Genomic DNA, 14,330 nt, shown 5'->3' with positions numbered 1-14,330 from the left:
CAACGGACTTCAGGGGCGATCGAATTCGACTTCGATCGCCCCTGACAGCAGCCGCTGCGCCCGCTCCAGGCTCATCGTGCCGCTCAGCCACCGCTCGCTCAATCCCTCGACCAGCGAGGTGAGACGTTCGGCGGCGTCCACTGGCTCCACCTTCGCCGAGACCAGACCGGCGGCGCGGGCCTGCTCGACCAAAGCGACCAAGTCGCCGACCCACTCGCGGGTCGCGGCCAGTAGCGGCTCGCGCAGGTCGGGATCGAAGGTGGCGCTGGCCCGCAGCTCACCCCAGGCGGAGCTGTTCTCCCGGACAGAGGGAGTGTCCTGCAGCTCCAGTGTCAGCAGCAACTCGATCTGGGCGCGCGGGTTTTCGCCTTGCTCCAGGGCGTCCTTGGTGTAGCGCCCGGCCCGCTCGCTGACGAACTCCAGGGTGCGCCGCATCAGGCCGGCCCGGTTCTCGAAGTGGTAGTAAATCAACGAGGTCGACACCTTGGCCTCGGCGGCCAACTTCTCCACCCGCAGGCCACGCACGCCGTCACGGGCGATCACCCGGACGGCTGCTTCGAGGATCAGTTGCTGACGCTCAGACATGGCACCTCACGTTACCTTGATCACACACTCATCGTTGACTGAAACTTCAATAAGTATCACTCTAGGCTGACGACATCCGTGCGGCTGCGTGTCCCGATCGGGATCCCGAGCTTGAGTGGTGGGTATGGCGGCGCAAGGGTGCCCAGGACCTGGCGCTGAGGGCCAGGCTGATCCTGGCGCGTGAAGCTGTCGGCGAGGACGGTTTCCCAGTCTCCACCACAGGTGATCGCGGACCAGGTCGGGGTGTCGCGCGAGACGGTCTGCTCGGAGACGTTCAAGCTGTCTACCGGCCCGTTCTTGGTCGACAAGATGCATGACGTGGACGGCCTGTACCTGGATCCGCCGGAGCGGGCGCCGGCGCCATGCGTGGACGAGAGTCCCAGATCCAGGCTTTGGATCGCGCCCAGCCTGTGTTGCCAATGATGCCCGGGGTGCCCGAGTGGGCCATCCACGATTTCCCACAAGACGCCCGCCATCAAGAAGTGGCTGCTGGCGCACCCGCGTTACACCTTCGCCTCACCCCGACCGGCTCTTCGTGGCTGAACCTGGTGGAACGCTGGTTAGCCGAGCTGACGACCAAGCGGATACGACGCGGAGTCCACAAGACGGTGCATCGCGCTGACCACCGTTGGTGTCCTGCTCGCGGGCCGGCTGGTCCATCTGCACCCAGTTGGCCAGCGTGCCCGCATTGATGCCCAGATCCTTTGCGACCTGCGCGATCGGCTTTCCTGTCTCCCGCACGATGCGCGCCGCACCCGCCCGGAAATGCGGATCGAACCTGCGTCTGGTCTCTCCCACGACCCAACCTTCTCCTTAGGTCAGGTCTCCACGCTAGAAGGGGGAGTGCCAGCTCAGAGCCGTCGCAGCCGCATTTGGCCGCGGTACAGGTCGCCACCACGGGCCGCATACACGGGCTGGCCGGCCTGGTGCTGTTCGCCGCACCGGCGGCCGCGCCGTTCGTCCTGGCACGAGGCCTGCACGCCGGCAGCAGGGGATGGGTTGCTTACTCACGCTGGTCGGGTGCGCTGCTCATCACCTTCGCCATCACCGTCGGACTCGCCTTCCGCATGGACGTCCAGGACGTGCTCCGGCCCGCACCTGCCGGACTGCTCGAAACCACCGCCCTCCTGGTCGGAGTCGCCTGGATCACCGCCGCCGGTGCCCGTCTGCGCCGCCAGAACGCCCTCATGGAGGGGCGAGGTGGAGATGGGGCCGACGGCGCGCACCCTTGCTCTTGTCGCGACGCCCGTCCTGTCTGATCCTGCACCCGACCGCGTGTCCAAAGGTGGCGGGGCCGGTGACCGCGTCGAGCATCGCCCTCGCGCGATCGCCCCTGCTGATGTATGGCCTGGCCGGCGCCAAGCACCACCATGCGGCTTGCCCCGGCCGGATGAGTGATCGGCACCCGCAGAGCTCGACAAGCCTCTGCGGTGCATTCGGCTGATCTACCAGTGCAGCAGCCGAGCTGGTCGTACACATGCTGGAGCCAGAGCCCAACCGGCGTCGCCGCTGGCCTCCACCTGGTGTTCTGACTGCCCGACGGCCTCCGGAGGCCGAGGTGATGGCGGCCATCGCCGAGCACGGGGTGCACATGGTGGGCGTGCAGCCGTACCGGCTGGTAGAGCAGGGGCGGCAGGGCCTGATTCTCGGCTGCTCCGACCTCAGCGAGGGCCGCATCGTGGAGGGAAGGCCGCAGGGGGTGGGGCCAGGAGCCGGAGGGGGTCGTTACGGCGCGGCAGGTCGGCCGGCGGCCGGGACGTAGCTCAGGTTGAGCACTCCCGTCTCGAACGCCTCAGACTTGACCAGCTTCAGCGTGTGCGTAGGGGAGTCCTCGAACAGGCGCTGCCCGTGGCCGACGGCGATCGGGTGGACGAGGAGGTTGAGCTGGTCGAGCAGTCCGTTGGCGAGGAGCCAGCGCACGGTCGTCGCGGAGCCTGACATGTGGATGTCACCGTCGACCTGCTCCTTGAGCGCGCGGATCTCGGCGACCAAGTCGCCCTGGATGAGGGTGGTGTTGGACCAGTCAGCCTTGTCCAGCGTGCCGGAGACGACCCACTTGCGGGAGCCGTTCATGATCTTGGAAATCTCCTCGTCGACCTCGGCGGTCGGCCAGTAGGCGGCCCACTCCTCGTACAGCTTGCGGCCCATCAGCATGCCGGCCGAGTTGGCCATGCCAGCCTGGACGGCGGCGCCCATCTCGTCGTTCCAGTACGGGAAGTGCCACTGGTCGGGGGACTCGACCACGCCGTCCAGAGCGATGAAGAAGTTAGAAATGATCTTAGCCATGGCTGGCTCCTTATGACCGCTGGGGTTGGTGAGGAAGAGGGTAGACCGTAAGGCGGGCTCAGGTCTTGTACAGAAGCGACAGCGGTTTCACCGGGTCCGGGTCGCTGAGCTGCGTGGCGGTGTGCCCGACGTATCGGGTCAGCGACCGCGCCAGGTGCGGCTGGTCGAAGTAGCCGAGCCGGTCGATCACCCCCTGGGGCGGCACGCCCTCCTGGATCAGGACCGCGGCCTGCCGGGCGCGCTCGATCCGCCGGATGGCTCCGCGGGTGAGTCCGGTGGACGCGGCGAACCGCCGCTGGAGGGTGCGCTCCGACACCTCCGGCGGGTCGCCGTCCAGGGCCGCGGCGACGATAGGGTCTCGCTCGAGAACGCCCTCGCGCACCATCCGTCGGACGAACTCCTCGGCGTTGTCGTAGTCGGGACGGCGCCAGGTGGATCCTTTCAGCCAGAAGGATCTGCGCGTACTGCCGGGGATCACAATGGACCTGTCTACGAGCCTGTGGACCGGCAGGTGGGGCATTGAGCTACCGAGTGAGAACACGATCCCGAAGAAGGTGGCGTCCTCGGGCACCGGGGCGGTGCTCGCCTTCGACTCCGGCCCTTGGACGGACGTGCTGACGTGGCCGCGGTGCTCCCAAAAGACCAGGTCCCAGTACGGCGTCGCCACCGAGGCCATCTGATCGACCGCGAAGCTTCGGCTCCGCCACACCCGTTCGATGTACGGCGAATCAGACGACCGGCTCTCGACCTCCAACCCCATCCGCGCAGTGTGCCACGAGATGGGGTAACTCGCTCATTGACAATTGAAATGATCAAGCTACGGTGAGCTCCGCCACGACGGCTCTCACCTGCGGTTTGACTGGGTGCATCCCCCGCAGGAAAGATCGCGTCTTGTGCTCGTCCGCCTGCTCTATCTGATCGTGCTCCGGGTGTTCGGCTGGCTGATGTTGCTGGGCCGCAGCCAAGCGTCGAAGCACGTTGAGATCATGGTGCTGCGTCACGAGGTGGCGGTGCTGCGGCGTCAGAACGGATGCCCGAAGCCGGACTGGGCAGATCGGGCCGTTCTCGCGGCGCTGGCCCGGTGGCTGCCGACGGTGCTGCGCCCATCGGCTGGTCACCCCGGCGACCTTGCCGGCTTGGCATCGTCGGCTACTCCGCCGGACCTGGACCTACCCGCATGGGCCCGGGCGTCCAAGGACGAGCCGGGAGATCCGGAACTTGATCATTCGCGTGTCGCGGGAGAACCCCGCGTGGGGCTACGGTCGCGCGCATGGGGAACTGGTGCGGCTCGGCTACCAGATCAGCGAGGCGACCGTGCGGCGCGTGCTGCGCTCACGCCGCTTCAGCCCGGCGCCTCGAAATCTCGATACTTCCTGGCGGGCCTTCCTGCGTGCCCAGGCCAAGGGGCTTCTGGCCTGCGATTTCTTCCATGTTGACACGATCTTTCTGAAGCGCGTGTCCGTGTTGTTCGTGATGGAGGTCCATACCCGGCGCGTGCACATTCTGGGTGTGACCTGCCACCCGACCGGCGCGTGGACCGCTCAGCAGGCCCGCAACCTCCTGATCGACCTTGGCGAGCGAGCGGCGTCGTTCCGCCTTCTTATCCGCGATCGGGACGCCGAGTTCACCACCGTCTTCGATGAGATCTTCGCCGCCGCGGGCATCACGGTGTTGAAGACGCCGCCTCGGACGCCGCCGGATACTCGGCGGAGCGATCAGCGAGTACCGCCGAGCAATCGCCGAGCGGCGCCGCGACTCTGTCACTTCCGAGAGCCGGAGCCGGCGCCCGTCGGGACCAGTTGGGCAAACTGGATGACCTGAACGGATGACATCATCGGCAGGGACAGTGTCCCCACCGTCGTGTCCGTCGACAGTCCCGGGGGTGAGCGGGTCGGGGCGGTCGTACCCGGTCTCACCCGCTGGGCGTGCTCGACCGGCGGGGCCTCAGCTCGGCGGGGATGAGCCGCGAGCCGCCGGACGCGCGACCCTCGATGCGCTGGACGAGCAGGTCGACCGCCTCCCGCGCGGTCCTGACCGGGGCGAGGTCGAGGGCGGTGAGCGGCGGCTCGCCGGTGCGCGCGAGCTGGCTGTCGACTCCTACGGAGACCAGCAGGTCGTCGGGGACGCGGACGCCGCGCTCCTTGGCGGCTTTCAGCAATCCGGTGGCGAGCCACTGGGGTGGTGCGTAGACGGCGTCGGGTTCCAGGTCGAGGGCCGCGGTGGCGGCTTCGACGGCGCTGCTGTCGAGCCTGTCGGGCCGGGTGAGGATCGTGATCGGCTCGATCCCGTGGTCGTGCGTCCACGCGGTGTAGGCGCGCCTGCCCTCGACGAACCACGACCACTCGATGTCGACGGTCAGCAGGGCGATACGGCGGGCGCCGGCGGCCGCCAGATGGTCGAGGACGGCGCGGGTACCCGCCGTGCTGTCGGTGGCCACCCACCAGGGGTCGGCGGGGCGGGCGGCGTCACGTCCGACGGTGACCGTGGGCAGGCCCAGCTGGTCGAACAGGCGCAGCCGGGGGTCGGCGGGCAGCGGGTCGACGACGATGGCGCCGTCGACGACGAAGCGGCGCAGGTCCTCGGGTGCGCGCAGGGGCGGGAGCTGTAGGAGGGCCTGGTCGTGGTCGAAGGCGGCCTCGACGACGCTCATCGCCAGTGTCAGGTAGAACTCGACGGCCAGGATGTGCTGGGCGTGCTCGGCGGCGGCGCCGAACGGCAGGAGGAGGCCGATGGTGTCGGCACGGCCTGAGCGCAGCCGTTTGGCCGTGCTGTTGGGGCGGTAGCCCAGGCGTTCGGCGGCGGCGATGACACGAGCGCGGGTGGCTTCGTCGACTCTGCCCTTGCCGTTGAGGACATGGGAGACCGTGGTCGCTGAGACTCCGGCGACCTCTGCGACGTCGCGGATGCGCGGACGCGGTGGGGAGGCCATGCCCGCCAGCATAGTGCCAAATCGATTAGGCACGCCCTCTTGCGGTGCCAAATCGATTTGGCTTACAGTCGCCGCCATGGTGAAGCCGCTGGCAAAGCGTCTCGACGACCTGTGCGAGACGCAGCCCTTCGAAACGGGTTGGTCCCTGCTCGATCTCCGTACCGGTGAGCGTGCCGGACGCTCGGGCAGCCGTCCGTTCCCCGCCGCGAGCACCCGCAAGGTGGCCGTCATGATGGCGGTCCTGCGCGCCGCGCACCGTGGCGAGGTGGATCTGGGGCAGCGTGTCACCATCGACGAGCGCTACCGTGATCGCGTCTTCACCGGCTCACTCCAGCATCTGGAACCCGGGCTGTCCCTGTCGCTGCGTGAAGCGGTGACCCTGATGATCATCCTCAGCGACAACCTCTGCACCGCCCACGTCATCGACCTGATCGGGCTGGACGCGGTCAACGACCTGTGCGCGGCGGCCGGCCTGACCGGCACCCGGCACCGGCACGCGCTCATCCCCCCGCTGGCCCCCGACCACCCGGTGGACGCCAGCAACGTCACCACCCCCGACGACCAGGCCCGCCTGCTGGGACTGGTCGTCAGCGGCGCCGAGGGCACCGACGAACGGCTCGGCTGCCCGCCGTCCCTGTGCTCCTTCGCCCTCGACGTCCTGCGCGGCCAGCAGTTCCGCGACGCACTGCCCGCGCTGCTGCCGTATGGAACCCCGATCGCCCACAAGAGCGGCGTCGGCTGGCGCGACGTCAGCGACGCCGGCGTCTTCTACACCGACGGACGGCCCCGCTACATCCTGGCCGTCTACACCGACGAGGTCCCCGCCGTCCTGCCGGACGGACTGCCGGGGGCCGCCCTTGCGCGTACCCACATCGCCACTCTCAGCCGGGCGTGCTGGGAGGAGCTGCAGCCGTGAGGAGACCCTTATGACCCCACTGACCGGCCGCTTCGCAGCGGCCTGCCTGGCCGTCACCACCGCGTGCGCGCTGACCACGGCGTGCGGAGGCGGCACCGGCACCGGCCCGACCTCCACCGCACAGAGCGGCGCCGTCCTCCGCTTCGCCTACACCGCCTTCCCCTCGACGCTCGACCCGCACAAGGCCTCCACCGCATGGGACGAGCTGTACATCCTCCCCGTCTACGACCGCCTGGTCACCATCACACCCACCGGCCAGATCGCCCCGATGATCGCCGAGTCCTGGACCGTGGACAAGCAGAAGGCCACCTTCACCATCCGCGGGGGAGCCACCTTCCACGACGGCACCGCGCTGGACGCCGAGGCCGTCCGCGCCAACCTCGACCGAGCCATGAACGACCAGGCCTCCACGGCCAAGCCGTTGCTGAAAATGATCACCTCGGTGCGGGCGGAGGCGGGGAAGGTGACCATCGAGTTCACCGGCTCCGAGGCCGACCTGCTCAACGCGCTCGCGCATCGCGGCGGCGCGCTCGTCAGCCCGCGCGCCTTCACCAAGGCCGACCTCGACCGCGCGCCCGTGGGGTCAGGCCCGTACCAGGTCACCGGCTACCGCAGAGACGACCGCGTCACCTACCGACCCTTCGCCGGCTACTACGACAAGAGCGCGCAACGGCTCAAGGGGCTGGAGATGACGTTCGTCAACGAGGACGACACCCGGCTCAACGGACTCAGGTCAGGCCAGTACGACGCCACCCTCATCCGGCCCGAGCAGGTCGGCGCCGCCCGCGACGCGGGACTGCAGATCAACGAGTTCCTCACCGGCCTGGTCTACCAGCTCAACATCAACTCCTCCCGATCGAAGTTCGCCGACAAGCGCGTACGGCAGGCACTCAACTACGCCGTCGACCGCCGCGCCATCGCCGACGAACTGCTCCTCAACTCCTGCCAGCCGACCGTCCAGCCCGCACCCCAGGGACACTGGGCACACGAACCCTCGCTCGACACCGCCTACGCCTACGACCCGGACAAGGCCAAGAAGCTGCTCGCCGAAGCCGGCGTCCCCGACGGGTTCTCCTTCACCGCCCTGGTGTTCAACAACGCCGCCTTCGTCCAGCTCGCCGAAGCACTGCAGGACGGCTTCACCGCGGTCGGAGTGGAGATGAAACTGCGCCCGATGAGCGCCGACCAGTCGATCGACCTCTACCAGAACAAGGGAGAGGCGGACGCGCTCGTCAGCCAGATCGGCGCGGCGGGCACCGACCCGCGCCTGGTCACCCAGCAGAACTACCTGAAGGACGGGCTCAACAACCCGGGCGACCTTACCGTGCCCGAGATCGAGAAACTGGCCGAGCGCGCGGCCACCGCCGACCGTGCCGTCCAGCAGGAGAACTACCGGGAGATCGTCAAGCTCGTCGCCGACGCCGCGTACAACGTCCCCATCTGCAACCGCAAGCTGTTCTTCGCCACCAACGACAAGGTGAAGGACTTCGACAAACTCCTCACCGGATACGACGACATCCGCGTCGTGGGCATGAGCTGACGATGGTCGTCTACCTGGCCAAACGGATCGCCGGCGCGGCGGTGGTGCTGGCGGTCGTGTCGGTGATCACCTTCGCGCTGGCCTTCCTGGTACCCGGCGACCCCGCCATCCACCTGGCCGGCGAGCACGCCACCAGGCAGGAGATCGCCGCCGTCCGCGCCGAACTCGGCCTGGACCAGCCGCTGGCCGTCCGCTACCTCACCTGGGCCGCCGGCGCGCTCCAGGGCGACCTCGGCACCTCGCTCTACAACTCCCAGCCGGTCAGCGAGATCCTCGCCGACCGGCTGCCTGTGACGCTCTCGCTCGCGGTGGCGGCCATGGCCGTCGCCGTGGCGATCTCCCTTCCGCTCGGCGTCCTCGCCGCGGTGCGGCGCGACGGCAGGCTGGACCGGATCATCTCCTCCGTGACCGCCCTGGCGGTCGCCACCCCGTCGTTCTGGCTCGGGCTCATGCTGATCCTGGCCTTCGCGATCGCCCTGCCGGTCTTCCCCGCCACCGGCTACCGGCCGCTCGAGGACGGCGTGACGGTCTTCGCCGCGCACCTCGCGCTGCCCGCGGTGACTTTGGGCGTGGCCGCCGCCGTCGAGCCGACCAGGCAGCTTCGCGCCGCGCTGGCCGACGTCCTCGACGCCGACTTCATCCGCACGGCCAAGGCCAAGGGACTGCTGCCCGCCGCCGTCGTCAGCCGGCACGCACTCCGCAACGCCGCGGTGCCGTACGTGACGGTGATCGGCCTGGAGACGGGACAGCTGCTCGGCGGCGCCGTCGTCGTGGAGTCCGTCTTCGGGTTGCCGGGGCTCGGAACGCTGGCCGAGATCACGGTGACCCGGCAGGACCTGCCCGTCCTGCAGGGCATCGTGATCGTCAGCACGGTCGTCGTGGTGGCCGCCAACCTCGCGGTCGACCTCGCCTACCGCTGGCTCACTCCGGGAGCAGCCGCGTGACCATCATGACTCTGAGATCGCGGGGCGGACGGACGTGGGGCAGGCGGGTGGACGTCACGCTCGCCGTCGTCCTGCTGGCCCTTCTCGTCCTGGCCGCCGTCCTGGCCCCGATCATCGCGCCGTACGACCCCACCGACCAGGATCTGCTGCACCGGCTGGAGGGCCCGGGCGCCGCCCACTGGCTCGGCACCGACGAGTCCGGCCGTGACGTGCTCAGCCGGCTGCTGTACGGCACCCGCGTCTCGCTCGGCGCCTCCCTGCTCGCCGTCGCGGTTGCGGTGACCTGCGGCGTACCCTCCGGCGTGGTGGCCGGCTACCTGGGCCGCGGCTTCGACCTGGTCGTCTCGCGCGTCGCCGACGCCGCCCTGTCGATCCCCGGACTCGTCCTGGCCATCGCGATCGCCACCGCCCTCGGCCCCAGCCTCACCAACGCCATGATCGCCGTCGGCCTCGTCTACGCGCCCGGCTTCTACCGGGTCGCGCGCGGCGCGACGATCGCGGTACGCGGGCGGACCTACGTCGAGGCGGCGATCACGACGGGATGCTCCACCCCGCGGATCATCGTCAGGCACGTCCTGCCCAACGTCCGAACCCCGCTCGTCGTCAAGACCTTCCTCACGTTCGGCTACGCCATCCTCGCCGAGGCGAGCCTGAGCTTCCTCGGCATCGGCGTCCAGCCGCCCGAGGCGAGCTGGGGGTCGATGCTGAAGCGGGCCGTGCGGCACCTGGAGCAGGCGCCGCTGCTGGTCATCCTCCCCGGTCTGGTCATCCTCGCGGCGGTGCTCGCCTTCAACACCATCGGCGACGGCCTGCGCGACACGCGGGCCCACAGAGAACGGGAGCCGTCATGACGCTGCGGGTATCGGGCCTGTCCATCTCCGCCGGCGCCGGCGACCGGGCGGTCCCGCTGGTCAGGGACGTGTCGTTCACACTCGGCCCCGGCCAGGCCTTCGGCCTGGTCGGAGAGTCGGGCTCGGGCAAGTCGATGACGGCTCTCGCGCTGCTCGGCCTCCTGCCTCGCGGCGTGTCCGTGACCGCCGGATCGGTGAAGCTCGGCGACACCGAACTGGTCGGCCGCGACGACAGAACCCTCGCCGACCTGCGCGGACGCAGGATCGCGATGGTGTTCCAGGACCCCATGGCCTGCCTCAACCCCGCGCTCCCCGTGGGCCGGCAGATCAGCGAAGTGCTCACCCGCCACCTCGGGCTCGGCCGCTCCGCCGCCCGGCGGCAGTCCGTCGACCTGCTCGGCGCCGTCGGCATCGAGGATCCCGGCAGGCGGGCGGGGGAGTACCCGCACACCTTCAGCGGCGGGATGCGCCAGCGCGCGATGATCGCCATGGCCGTGGCCTGCGAGCCCGACGTGCTGGTCGCCGACGAGCCGACCACCGCACTCGACGTGACGATCCAGGCGCAGATCCTCGACCTCCTCGTCCGCATGCAGGACGAGCTCGGCATGGCCATGCTGCTCGTCACCCACGATCTCGGCGTCGTGGCCGCCACCTGCCACCGCCTGGCCGTCATGTACGCGGGCACGCTCATGGAGGAAGGCCGGGTGGGAGAGGTCTTCGAGGACCCGCTCCACCCCTACACCGCCGCCCTGCTGGCCGCCGCCCCGGAGAACGCCATGCGCGGCCGCCACCCGCTCGCGCTCCCCGGCACCGTCCCCTCGCCGGGGGCGCTGCCGGACGGCTGCGCGTTCGGCCCACGCTGCCCGCACGCGCGCCAGGAGTGCCGGACACCACCGGCCGACCGGAGGGTCACCGACTCCAGACGGGTGCGGTGCGCCAGACACGACGCGCTGACCCTGGAAGGAGTCGACCGGTGAGCATCGTGCTGGAGGCACGCGAACTGACCAGGACGTTCCGTGGCGCGGCACGGCCCGCCGTCCACGAGGTGTCCTTCACCGTGGCGGCCGGCGAGACGCTCGCCGTCGTCGGCGAGAGCGGATCGGGCAAGTCCACCACGGCCAGGATGCTGGTCGGCCTGGTCAAGCCCGATCGCGGCCAGGTACTCCTGGACGGCGATGACATCGCGAACCTGCGCGGACGCGCGCTGCGCTCCCGGCGCAGGGACCTGCAGATGGTCTTCCAGGACCCGCTCGGCTCGCTCAACCCCGCCATGACGGTCGGCGACAGCATCGCCGAACCGCTGCGGCTGCACACCGACCTGGACGCCGCGGCACGCGCCGAGCGCGTCGCCGAACTGCTGCAGCGGGTCGGCCTGCGGCCCGAACACGCCGGTCACCCACCCACGCGGTTCTCCGGCGGCCAGCGCCAGCGCATCGCCATCGCCCGCGCGATCGCCTGCCGTCCCCGCGCGCTGGTCTGCGACGAACCGGTCTCGGCGCTGGACGTCTCCACCCAGGCCCAGATCCTCGACCTGCTCGCCGAACTGCGCGAGACGACCGGCTTCGGCTGCGTCTTCATCTCCCACGACCTGTCGGTGGTACGGCTGATCGCCGACCGGATCGGCGTCATGCGCCGCGGCGAACTCGTCGAGATCGGTCCGGCCCCGCAGGTCTACGAAGACCCCCGGCACGACTACACCAGAGCCCTGGTCGCGGCGGTGCCGTCCCTGCGCGCCCGCCGCCCCCTCACCACACGACCCGTCACGAAGGAGGTGGATGGGTGAACGAGCCCGTCCGGCTGACCGAGATCGACGTCATAGGCGACGGCAGGGCCGCAGGTCACGCCTACGGCGAAGCCGTCCGCCACCTGGTCCGCGACCATCACGGCCTGATCGTCGAAGGGCTGGCCGCCCGCGGCATGCCGGTGTCGGAGGCCAGGAGACACGCGCTGGCCGTACGGGAGGCCACGGCACCGTTCGCGCCCGACCTGGCCGCCGAGGTGGACGGGGTGGGGGAGGGGGCGGGCCTGACCGCCGCCGACGCCTGGATCCTGCAACTCCGCGCGGAGCTGACCGGCTGGGGCACCGCCGTACCCGAGTGCAGCTCGCTCGCCCTGGTCGGCCCCGGCAGACCGGCGGGGCCGCTGGCCGCCCAGAACGCCGACCTGCCACCCGCCTACGGGTCGCTGTTCGTCGTGCTCAGGCGCCGCCCGTCCCGCGCGCCGGCACTCATCACGGTCACCCCGGCAGGGCAGCTCGGCCACCACGGGATGAACGCGGCGGGGGTCACCGTGTTCGGCAACTTCCTGCGTGCCGCGGGCTGGGGGATCGGGGTGCCCCGCTACCTCCTCACCCGCATCGCGCTGGCCAAGACCAGCAGGCGGCGCGCGGCCGACGCGGTGGGCGCGGTGCCCCGCTCGGGCCCGCGCAACCTGCTCATCGCCGACCCCGAAGGCGCGCTCGACATCGAGACGACCCCGTCGGCCGTCGGACGGCTCAAGCCCGTCGACGGTGTCCTGATCCACACCAACCACTTCGTCAGCGACATCTCCGCACACGAGCGGGCACCGAGCGCCTGGCTGCGCAACTCACGGGCCAGGCTGGCCCGCCTCGGCGACCTGCTGTCCGCGGCGGGCCCCACCGCGGGAGTGGCCGAGGTCGCCACGATCCTGGCCGACAGGACCGGCGCACCCGACGCCCTCTGCCACCACGCGGCCGACGCGCCGGACGTGGACATCGCCACCGTGATCTCCACCATCGCCGACATCGGCGCCAGGCGGCTGCATGTGTGCGCGGGACCTCCCGACACCGGCGTCTACACCGTCTACCCCCTGCAGGAGTCATGATGAACGAGCTGGTGTACCTGTCGGCCGCACAGGCGGTGGCCGCGTTCACCGCCCGCGAGCTGTCACCGGTGGAGGTGATGGACGCCGTCATCGAGCGGGCCCGCCACACCGAGGACACCGTCAACGCCTTCGCCGAGCGATGGTTCGAGCAGGCCACCGAACAGGCCCGCCAGGCCGAACGCCGCTACGCGGACGGCACCGCGCGGCCACTCGAAGGGCTGCCCGTCGCGATCAAGGAGGAACAGCCCATCGCCGGGCATCCACACCGCGACGGCTCGCTGATGCTCGCCGACGAGATCGCCACCGTCACCCACCCCATCGTGGACAGGATCGTCGCCGCGGGCGGGATCATCCACGCCCGCACCACCACACCCGAGTTCTGCGCGGGCGGCTTCACCCACAGCGACCTGTGGGGAGTGACCCGCAACCCGTGGAACCCCCGCTACTCCAGCGGCGGTTCCTCCGGCGGCTCGGGCGCCGCACTCGCCGCGGGCACCGCCATGCTCGCCACCGGGTCCGACATCGGCGGCTCCATCAGGATCCCGGCCTCGTTCAACGGCGTCGTCGGCTACAAGCCGCCCTACGGGCGGGTGCCCGGGCTGGCGCCGTACAACCTCGACCACTACTGCCACGACGGGCCCATGGCGCGCACCGTCGCCGACTGCGCGCTGCTGCAGAACGTGATCGCCGGACAGCACCCCCGCGACCCGGTGTCGCTCCCCGCGCCGGCTCCCCTCCCCACCCGGCCGGGCCCGGTGGCCGGGCACAGGATCGCGCTGTGCCTCAACCTCGGCGACTACCCGGTCGAGGCCGAGGTGGCGGCCGCGACCCGGCGGGCGGCCGACACGCTCACCGAGGCCGGCGCGGTCGTCGAGGAGATCGAGCTGCCGTGGAACCGGGCCGAGATCATGCGTGCGGCCTGGGCCCACTACGGCAGCATCTTCGGGCCGTACATCGCCCACGAGGTGAGGACCCGCGGCGACGGGCTGACCCGCTACGCCCGCGACTTCATGGAACGCAGCCTCAAGGCCGCCGCCGAGACCGGCTTCTACCGTGCGCTGGAGGTCGAGACACGCGTCCACGCCGACCTGGCGGATGTCTTCGACCGCTTCGACGCGATCGTCTGCCCCACCTCCGGCACCCCCGCCCTCGTCGCGGGCGAGGACCACCTCGAAACGCCGCTGGTGGTCGACGGTGTCACCCTCGACCACAACCTCGAAGCGCCGCTGACCGTGCCGTTCAACCTGGCCAGCCGCTGCCCCGTGCTGAGCGTCCCGTCAGGACGGTCGGCGACGGGAGTGCCGACCGGCATCCAGGTGGTCGGCAGGCCATACGACGACCACACCGTCTTCGCGATCGGCACCGTGATCGCCGCCGCGCTGCCCTGGTACACCCGCGACGACTGGCGGCCCACGCTGTGAGCCGCCGCCACGGG

16 protein-coding genes and 1 pseudogene are annotated in these 14,330 nt (G+C 70.3%); 11 read left to right on the top strand and 6 right to left on the bottom strand.

Annotated features, from left to right (window positions below; translation table 11 throughout):
• Window positions 1-9 precede the first annotated feature (9 nt).
• Together AC3EO4_RS45035 and AC3EO4_RS45030 are read right to left on the bottom strand one after the other, a co-directional pair.
• Window positions 10-585: a TetR/AcrR family transcriptional regulator gene (locus AC3EO4_RS45035; RefSeq protein WP_379567740.1), complete on the bottom strand. Its 576-nt coding sequence runs from the start codon at window positions 583-585 to the stop codon at window positions 10-12.
• A 56-nt stretch (window positions 586-641) separates the two neighbouring features.
• On the bottom strand, window positions 642-893 hold the full coding sequence (locus AC3EO4_RS45030) for a hypothetical protein (protein ID WP_431902036.1): 252 nt from the start codon (window positions 891-893) through the stop codon (window positions 642-644).
• Between AC3EO4_RS45030 and AC3EO4_RS45025 the strand changes: the two are divergent.
• Window positions 850-1,208: pseudogene (locus AC3EO4_RS45025) on the top strand (transposase); the annotation flags it as partial. The gene AC3EO4_RS45030 and the pseudogene AC3EO4_RS45025 overlap by 44 nt on opposite strands.
• Here the strand turns inward: AC3EO4_RS45025 and AC3EO4_RS45020 are convergent.
• Complete coding sequence (locus AC3EO4_RS45020; RefSeq protein ID WP_431901966.1) at window positions 1,102-1,383, bottom strand: transposase; 282 nt, start codon at window positions 1,381-1,383, stop codon at window positions 1,102-1,104. The pseudogene AC3EO4_RS45025 and the gene AC3EO4_RS45020 overlap by 107 nt on opposite strands.
• 74 nt (window positions 1,384-1,457) lie before the next feature.
• Between AC3EO4_RS45020 and AC3EO4_RS45015 the strand changes: the two genes are divergently transcribed.
• On the top strand, window positions 1,458-1,844 hold the full coding sequence (locus AC3EO4_RS45015; RefSeq protein ID WP_431901965.1) for a DUF998 domain-containing protein: 387 nt from the start codon (window positions 1,458-1,460) through the stop codon (window positions 1,842-1,844).
• 466 nt (window positions 1,845-2,310) lie between these two features.
• Here AC3EO4_RS45015 and AC3EO4_RS45010 read toward each other — a convergent pair whose 3' ends face one another.
• Window positions 2,311-2,871: a dihydrofolate reductase family protein gene (locus AC3EO4_RS45010; protein WP_379567736.1), complete on the bottom strand. Its 561-nt coding sequence runs from the start codon at window positions 2,869-2,871 to the stop codon at window positions 2,311-2,313.
• A gap of 58 nt (window positions 2,872-2,929) precedes the next feature.
• Window positions 2,930-3,631 carry a helix-turn-helix domain-containing protein gene (locus tag AC3EO4_RS45005; RefSeq protein ID WP_379567734.1) on the bottom strand — a complete coding sequence of 234 codons (702 nt, stop codon included), beginning with the start codon at window positions 3,629-3,631 and terminating at the stop codon, window positions 2,930-2,932.
• Window positions 3,632-4,089: 458 nt separating this feature from the next.
• On the opposite strand from AC3EO4_RS45005, the gene AC3EO4_RS45000 reads away from it, so the two are divergent.
• Complete coding sequence (locus tag AC3EO4_RS45000) at window positions 4,090-4,692, top strand: hypothetical protein (protein WP_431901960.1); 603 nt, start codon at window positions 4,090-4,092, stop codon at window positions 4,690-4,692.
• Window positions 4,693-4,783: 91 nt separating this feature from the next.
• On the opposite strand, the gene AC3EO4_RS44995 is transcribed toward AC3EO4_RS45000, so the two are convergent.
• The gene (locus AC3EO4_RS44995) at window positions 4,784-5,800 is read right to left on the bottom strand and encodes a LacI family DNA-binding transcriptional regulator (protein ID WP_379567730.1); all 1,017 of its coding nucleotides are present in this window, start codon (window positions 5,798-5,800) and stop codon (window positions 4,784-4,786) included.
• Between the two features lie 76 nt (window positions 5,801-5,876).
• On the opposite strand from AC3EO4_RS44995, the gene AC3EO4_RS44990 reads away from it, so the two are divergent.
• The 8 genes from AC3EO4_RS44990 to AC3EO4_RS44955 are packed head-to-tail and all read left to right on the top strand — an operon-like array spanning window position 5,877 to window position 14,316.
• A complete protein-coding gene (locus AC3EO4_RS44990) occupies window positions 5,877-6,716 on the top strand; it encodes a serine hydrolase (RefSeq protein WP_379567728.1) in 840 nt (279 codons plus the stop codon).
• 10 nt (window positions 6,717-6,726) lie between these two features.
• Window positions 6,727-8,256, top strand: a complete 1,530-nt coding sequence (locus tag AC3EO4_RS44985) for an ABC transporter substrate-binding protein (RefSeq protein WP_431901958.1) — start codon at window positions 6,727-6,729, stop codon at window positions 8,254-8,256.
• A gap of 2 nt (window positions 8,257-8,258) precedes the next feature.
• Entirely contained in the window at window positions 8,259-9,200 is a 942-nt protein-coding gene (locus AC3EO4_RS44980) for an ABC transporter permease (RefSeq protein ID WP_431901955.1), read from the top strand.
• Between the two features lie 5 nt (window positions 9,201-9,205).
• A complete protein-coding gene (locus AC3EO4_RS44975) occupies window positions 9,206-10,051 on the top strand; it encodes an ABC transporter permease (RefSeq protein WP_379567745.1) in 846 nt (281 codons plus the stop codon).
• The gene (locus tag AC3EO4_RS44970; RefSeq protein WP_431901953.1) at window positions 10,048-11,028 is read left to right on the top strand and encodes an ABC transporter ATP-binding protein; all 981 of its coding nucleotides are present in this window, start codon (window positions 10,048-10,050) and stop codon (window positions 11,026-11,028) included. The genes AC3EO4_RS44975 and AC3EO4_RS44970 overlap by 4 nt, the downstream gene beginning before the upstream one ends.
• Window positions 11,025-11,834, top strand: coding sequence for an ATP-binding cassette domain-containing protein (locus AC3EO4_RS44965; RefSeq protein ID WP_431901950.1), 810 nt, complete (start codon window positions 11,025-11,027; stop codon window positions 11,832-11,834). Before AC3EO4_RS44970 ends, AC3EO4_RS44965 begins: the two co-directional genes overlap by 4 nt.
• Window positions 11,831-12,895: a C45 family autoproteolytic acyltransferase/hydrolase gene (locus AC3EO4_RS44960; RefSeq protein ID WP_431901946.1), complete on the top strand. Its 1,065-nt coding sequence runs from the start codon at window positions 11,831-11,833 to the stop codon at window positions 12,893-12,895. Before AC3EO4_RS44965 ends, AC3EO4_RS44960 begins: the two co-directional genes overlap by 4 nt.
• Window positions 12,895-14,316, top strand: a complete 1,422-nt coding sequence (locus AC3EO4_RS44955; RefSeq protein ID WP_431901943.1) for an amidase — start codon at window positions 12,895-12,897, stop codon at window positions 14,314-14,316. Before AC3EO4_RS44960 ends, AC3EO4_RS44955 begins: the two co-directional genes overlap by 1 nt.
• The last annotated feature ends 14 nt before the right edge of the window (window positions 14,317-14,330 follow it).

This window comes from Nonomuraea sp. bgisy101 (assembly GCF_057708945.1).
This window is presented reverse-complemented; position numbering and strand designations above follow the sequence as displayed.

Bases quoted from the DNA above. Each gene is read 5' to 3' on its own strand.
- AC3EO4_RS45035 (WP_379567740.1), bottom strand. From the start codon at position 585: ATGTCTGAGCGTCAGCAACTGATCCTCGAAGCAGCCGTCCGGGTGATC.
- AC3EO4_RS45010 (WP_379567736.1), bottom strand. From the start codon at position 2,871: ATGGCTAAGATCATTTCTAACTTCTTCATCGCTCTGGACGGCGTGGTC.
- AC3EO4_RS45005 (WP_379567734.1), bottom strand. From the start codon at position 3,631: ATGGGGTTGGAGGTCGAGAGCCGGTCGTCTGATTCGCCGTACATCGAA.
- AC3EO4_RS44995 (WP_379567730.1), bottom strand. From the start codon at position 5,800: ATGGCCTCCCCACCGCGTCCGCGCATCCGCGACGTCGCAGAGGTCGCC.
- AC3EO4_RS44990 (WP_379567728.1), top strand. From the start codon at position 5,877: ATGGTGAAGCCGCTGGCAAAGCGTCTCGACGACCTGTGCGAGACGCAG.
- AC3EO4_RS44985 (WP_431901958.1), top strand. From the start codon at position 6,727: ATGACCCCACTGACCGGCCGCTTCGCAGCGGCCTGCCTGGCCGTCACC.
- AC3EO4_RS44980 (WP_431901955.1), top strand. From the start codon at position 8,259: ATGGTCGTCTACCTGGCCAAACGGATCGCCGGCGCGGCGGTGGTGCTG.
- AC3EO4_RS44975 (WP_379567745.1), top strand. From the start codon at position 9,206: ATGACTCTGAGATCGCGGGGCGGACGGACGTGGGGCAGGCGGGTGGAC.
- AC3EO4_RS44970 (WP_431901953.1), top strand. From the start codon at position 10,048: ATGACGCTGCGGGTATCGGGCCTGTCCATCTCCGCCGGCGCCGGCGAC.
- AC3EO4_RS44955 (WP_431901943.1), top strand. From the start codon at position 12,895: ATGAACGAGCTGGTGTACCTGTCGGCCGCACAGGCGGTGGCCGCGTTC.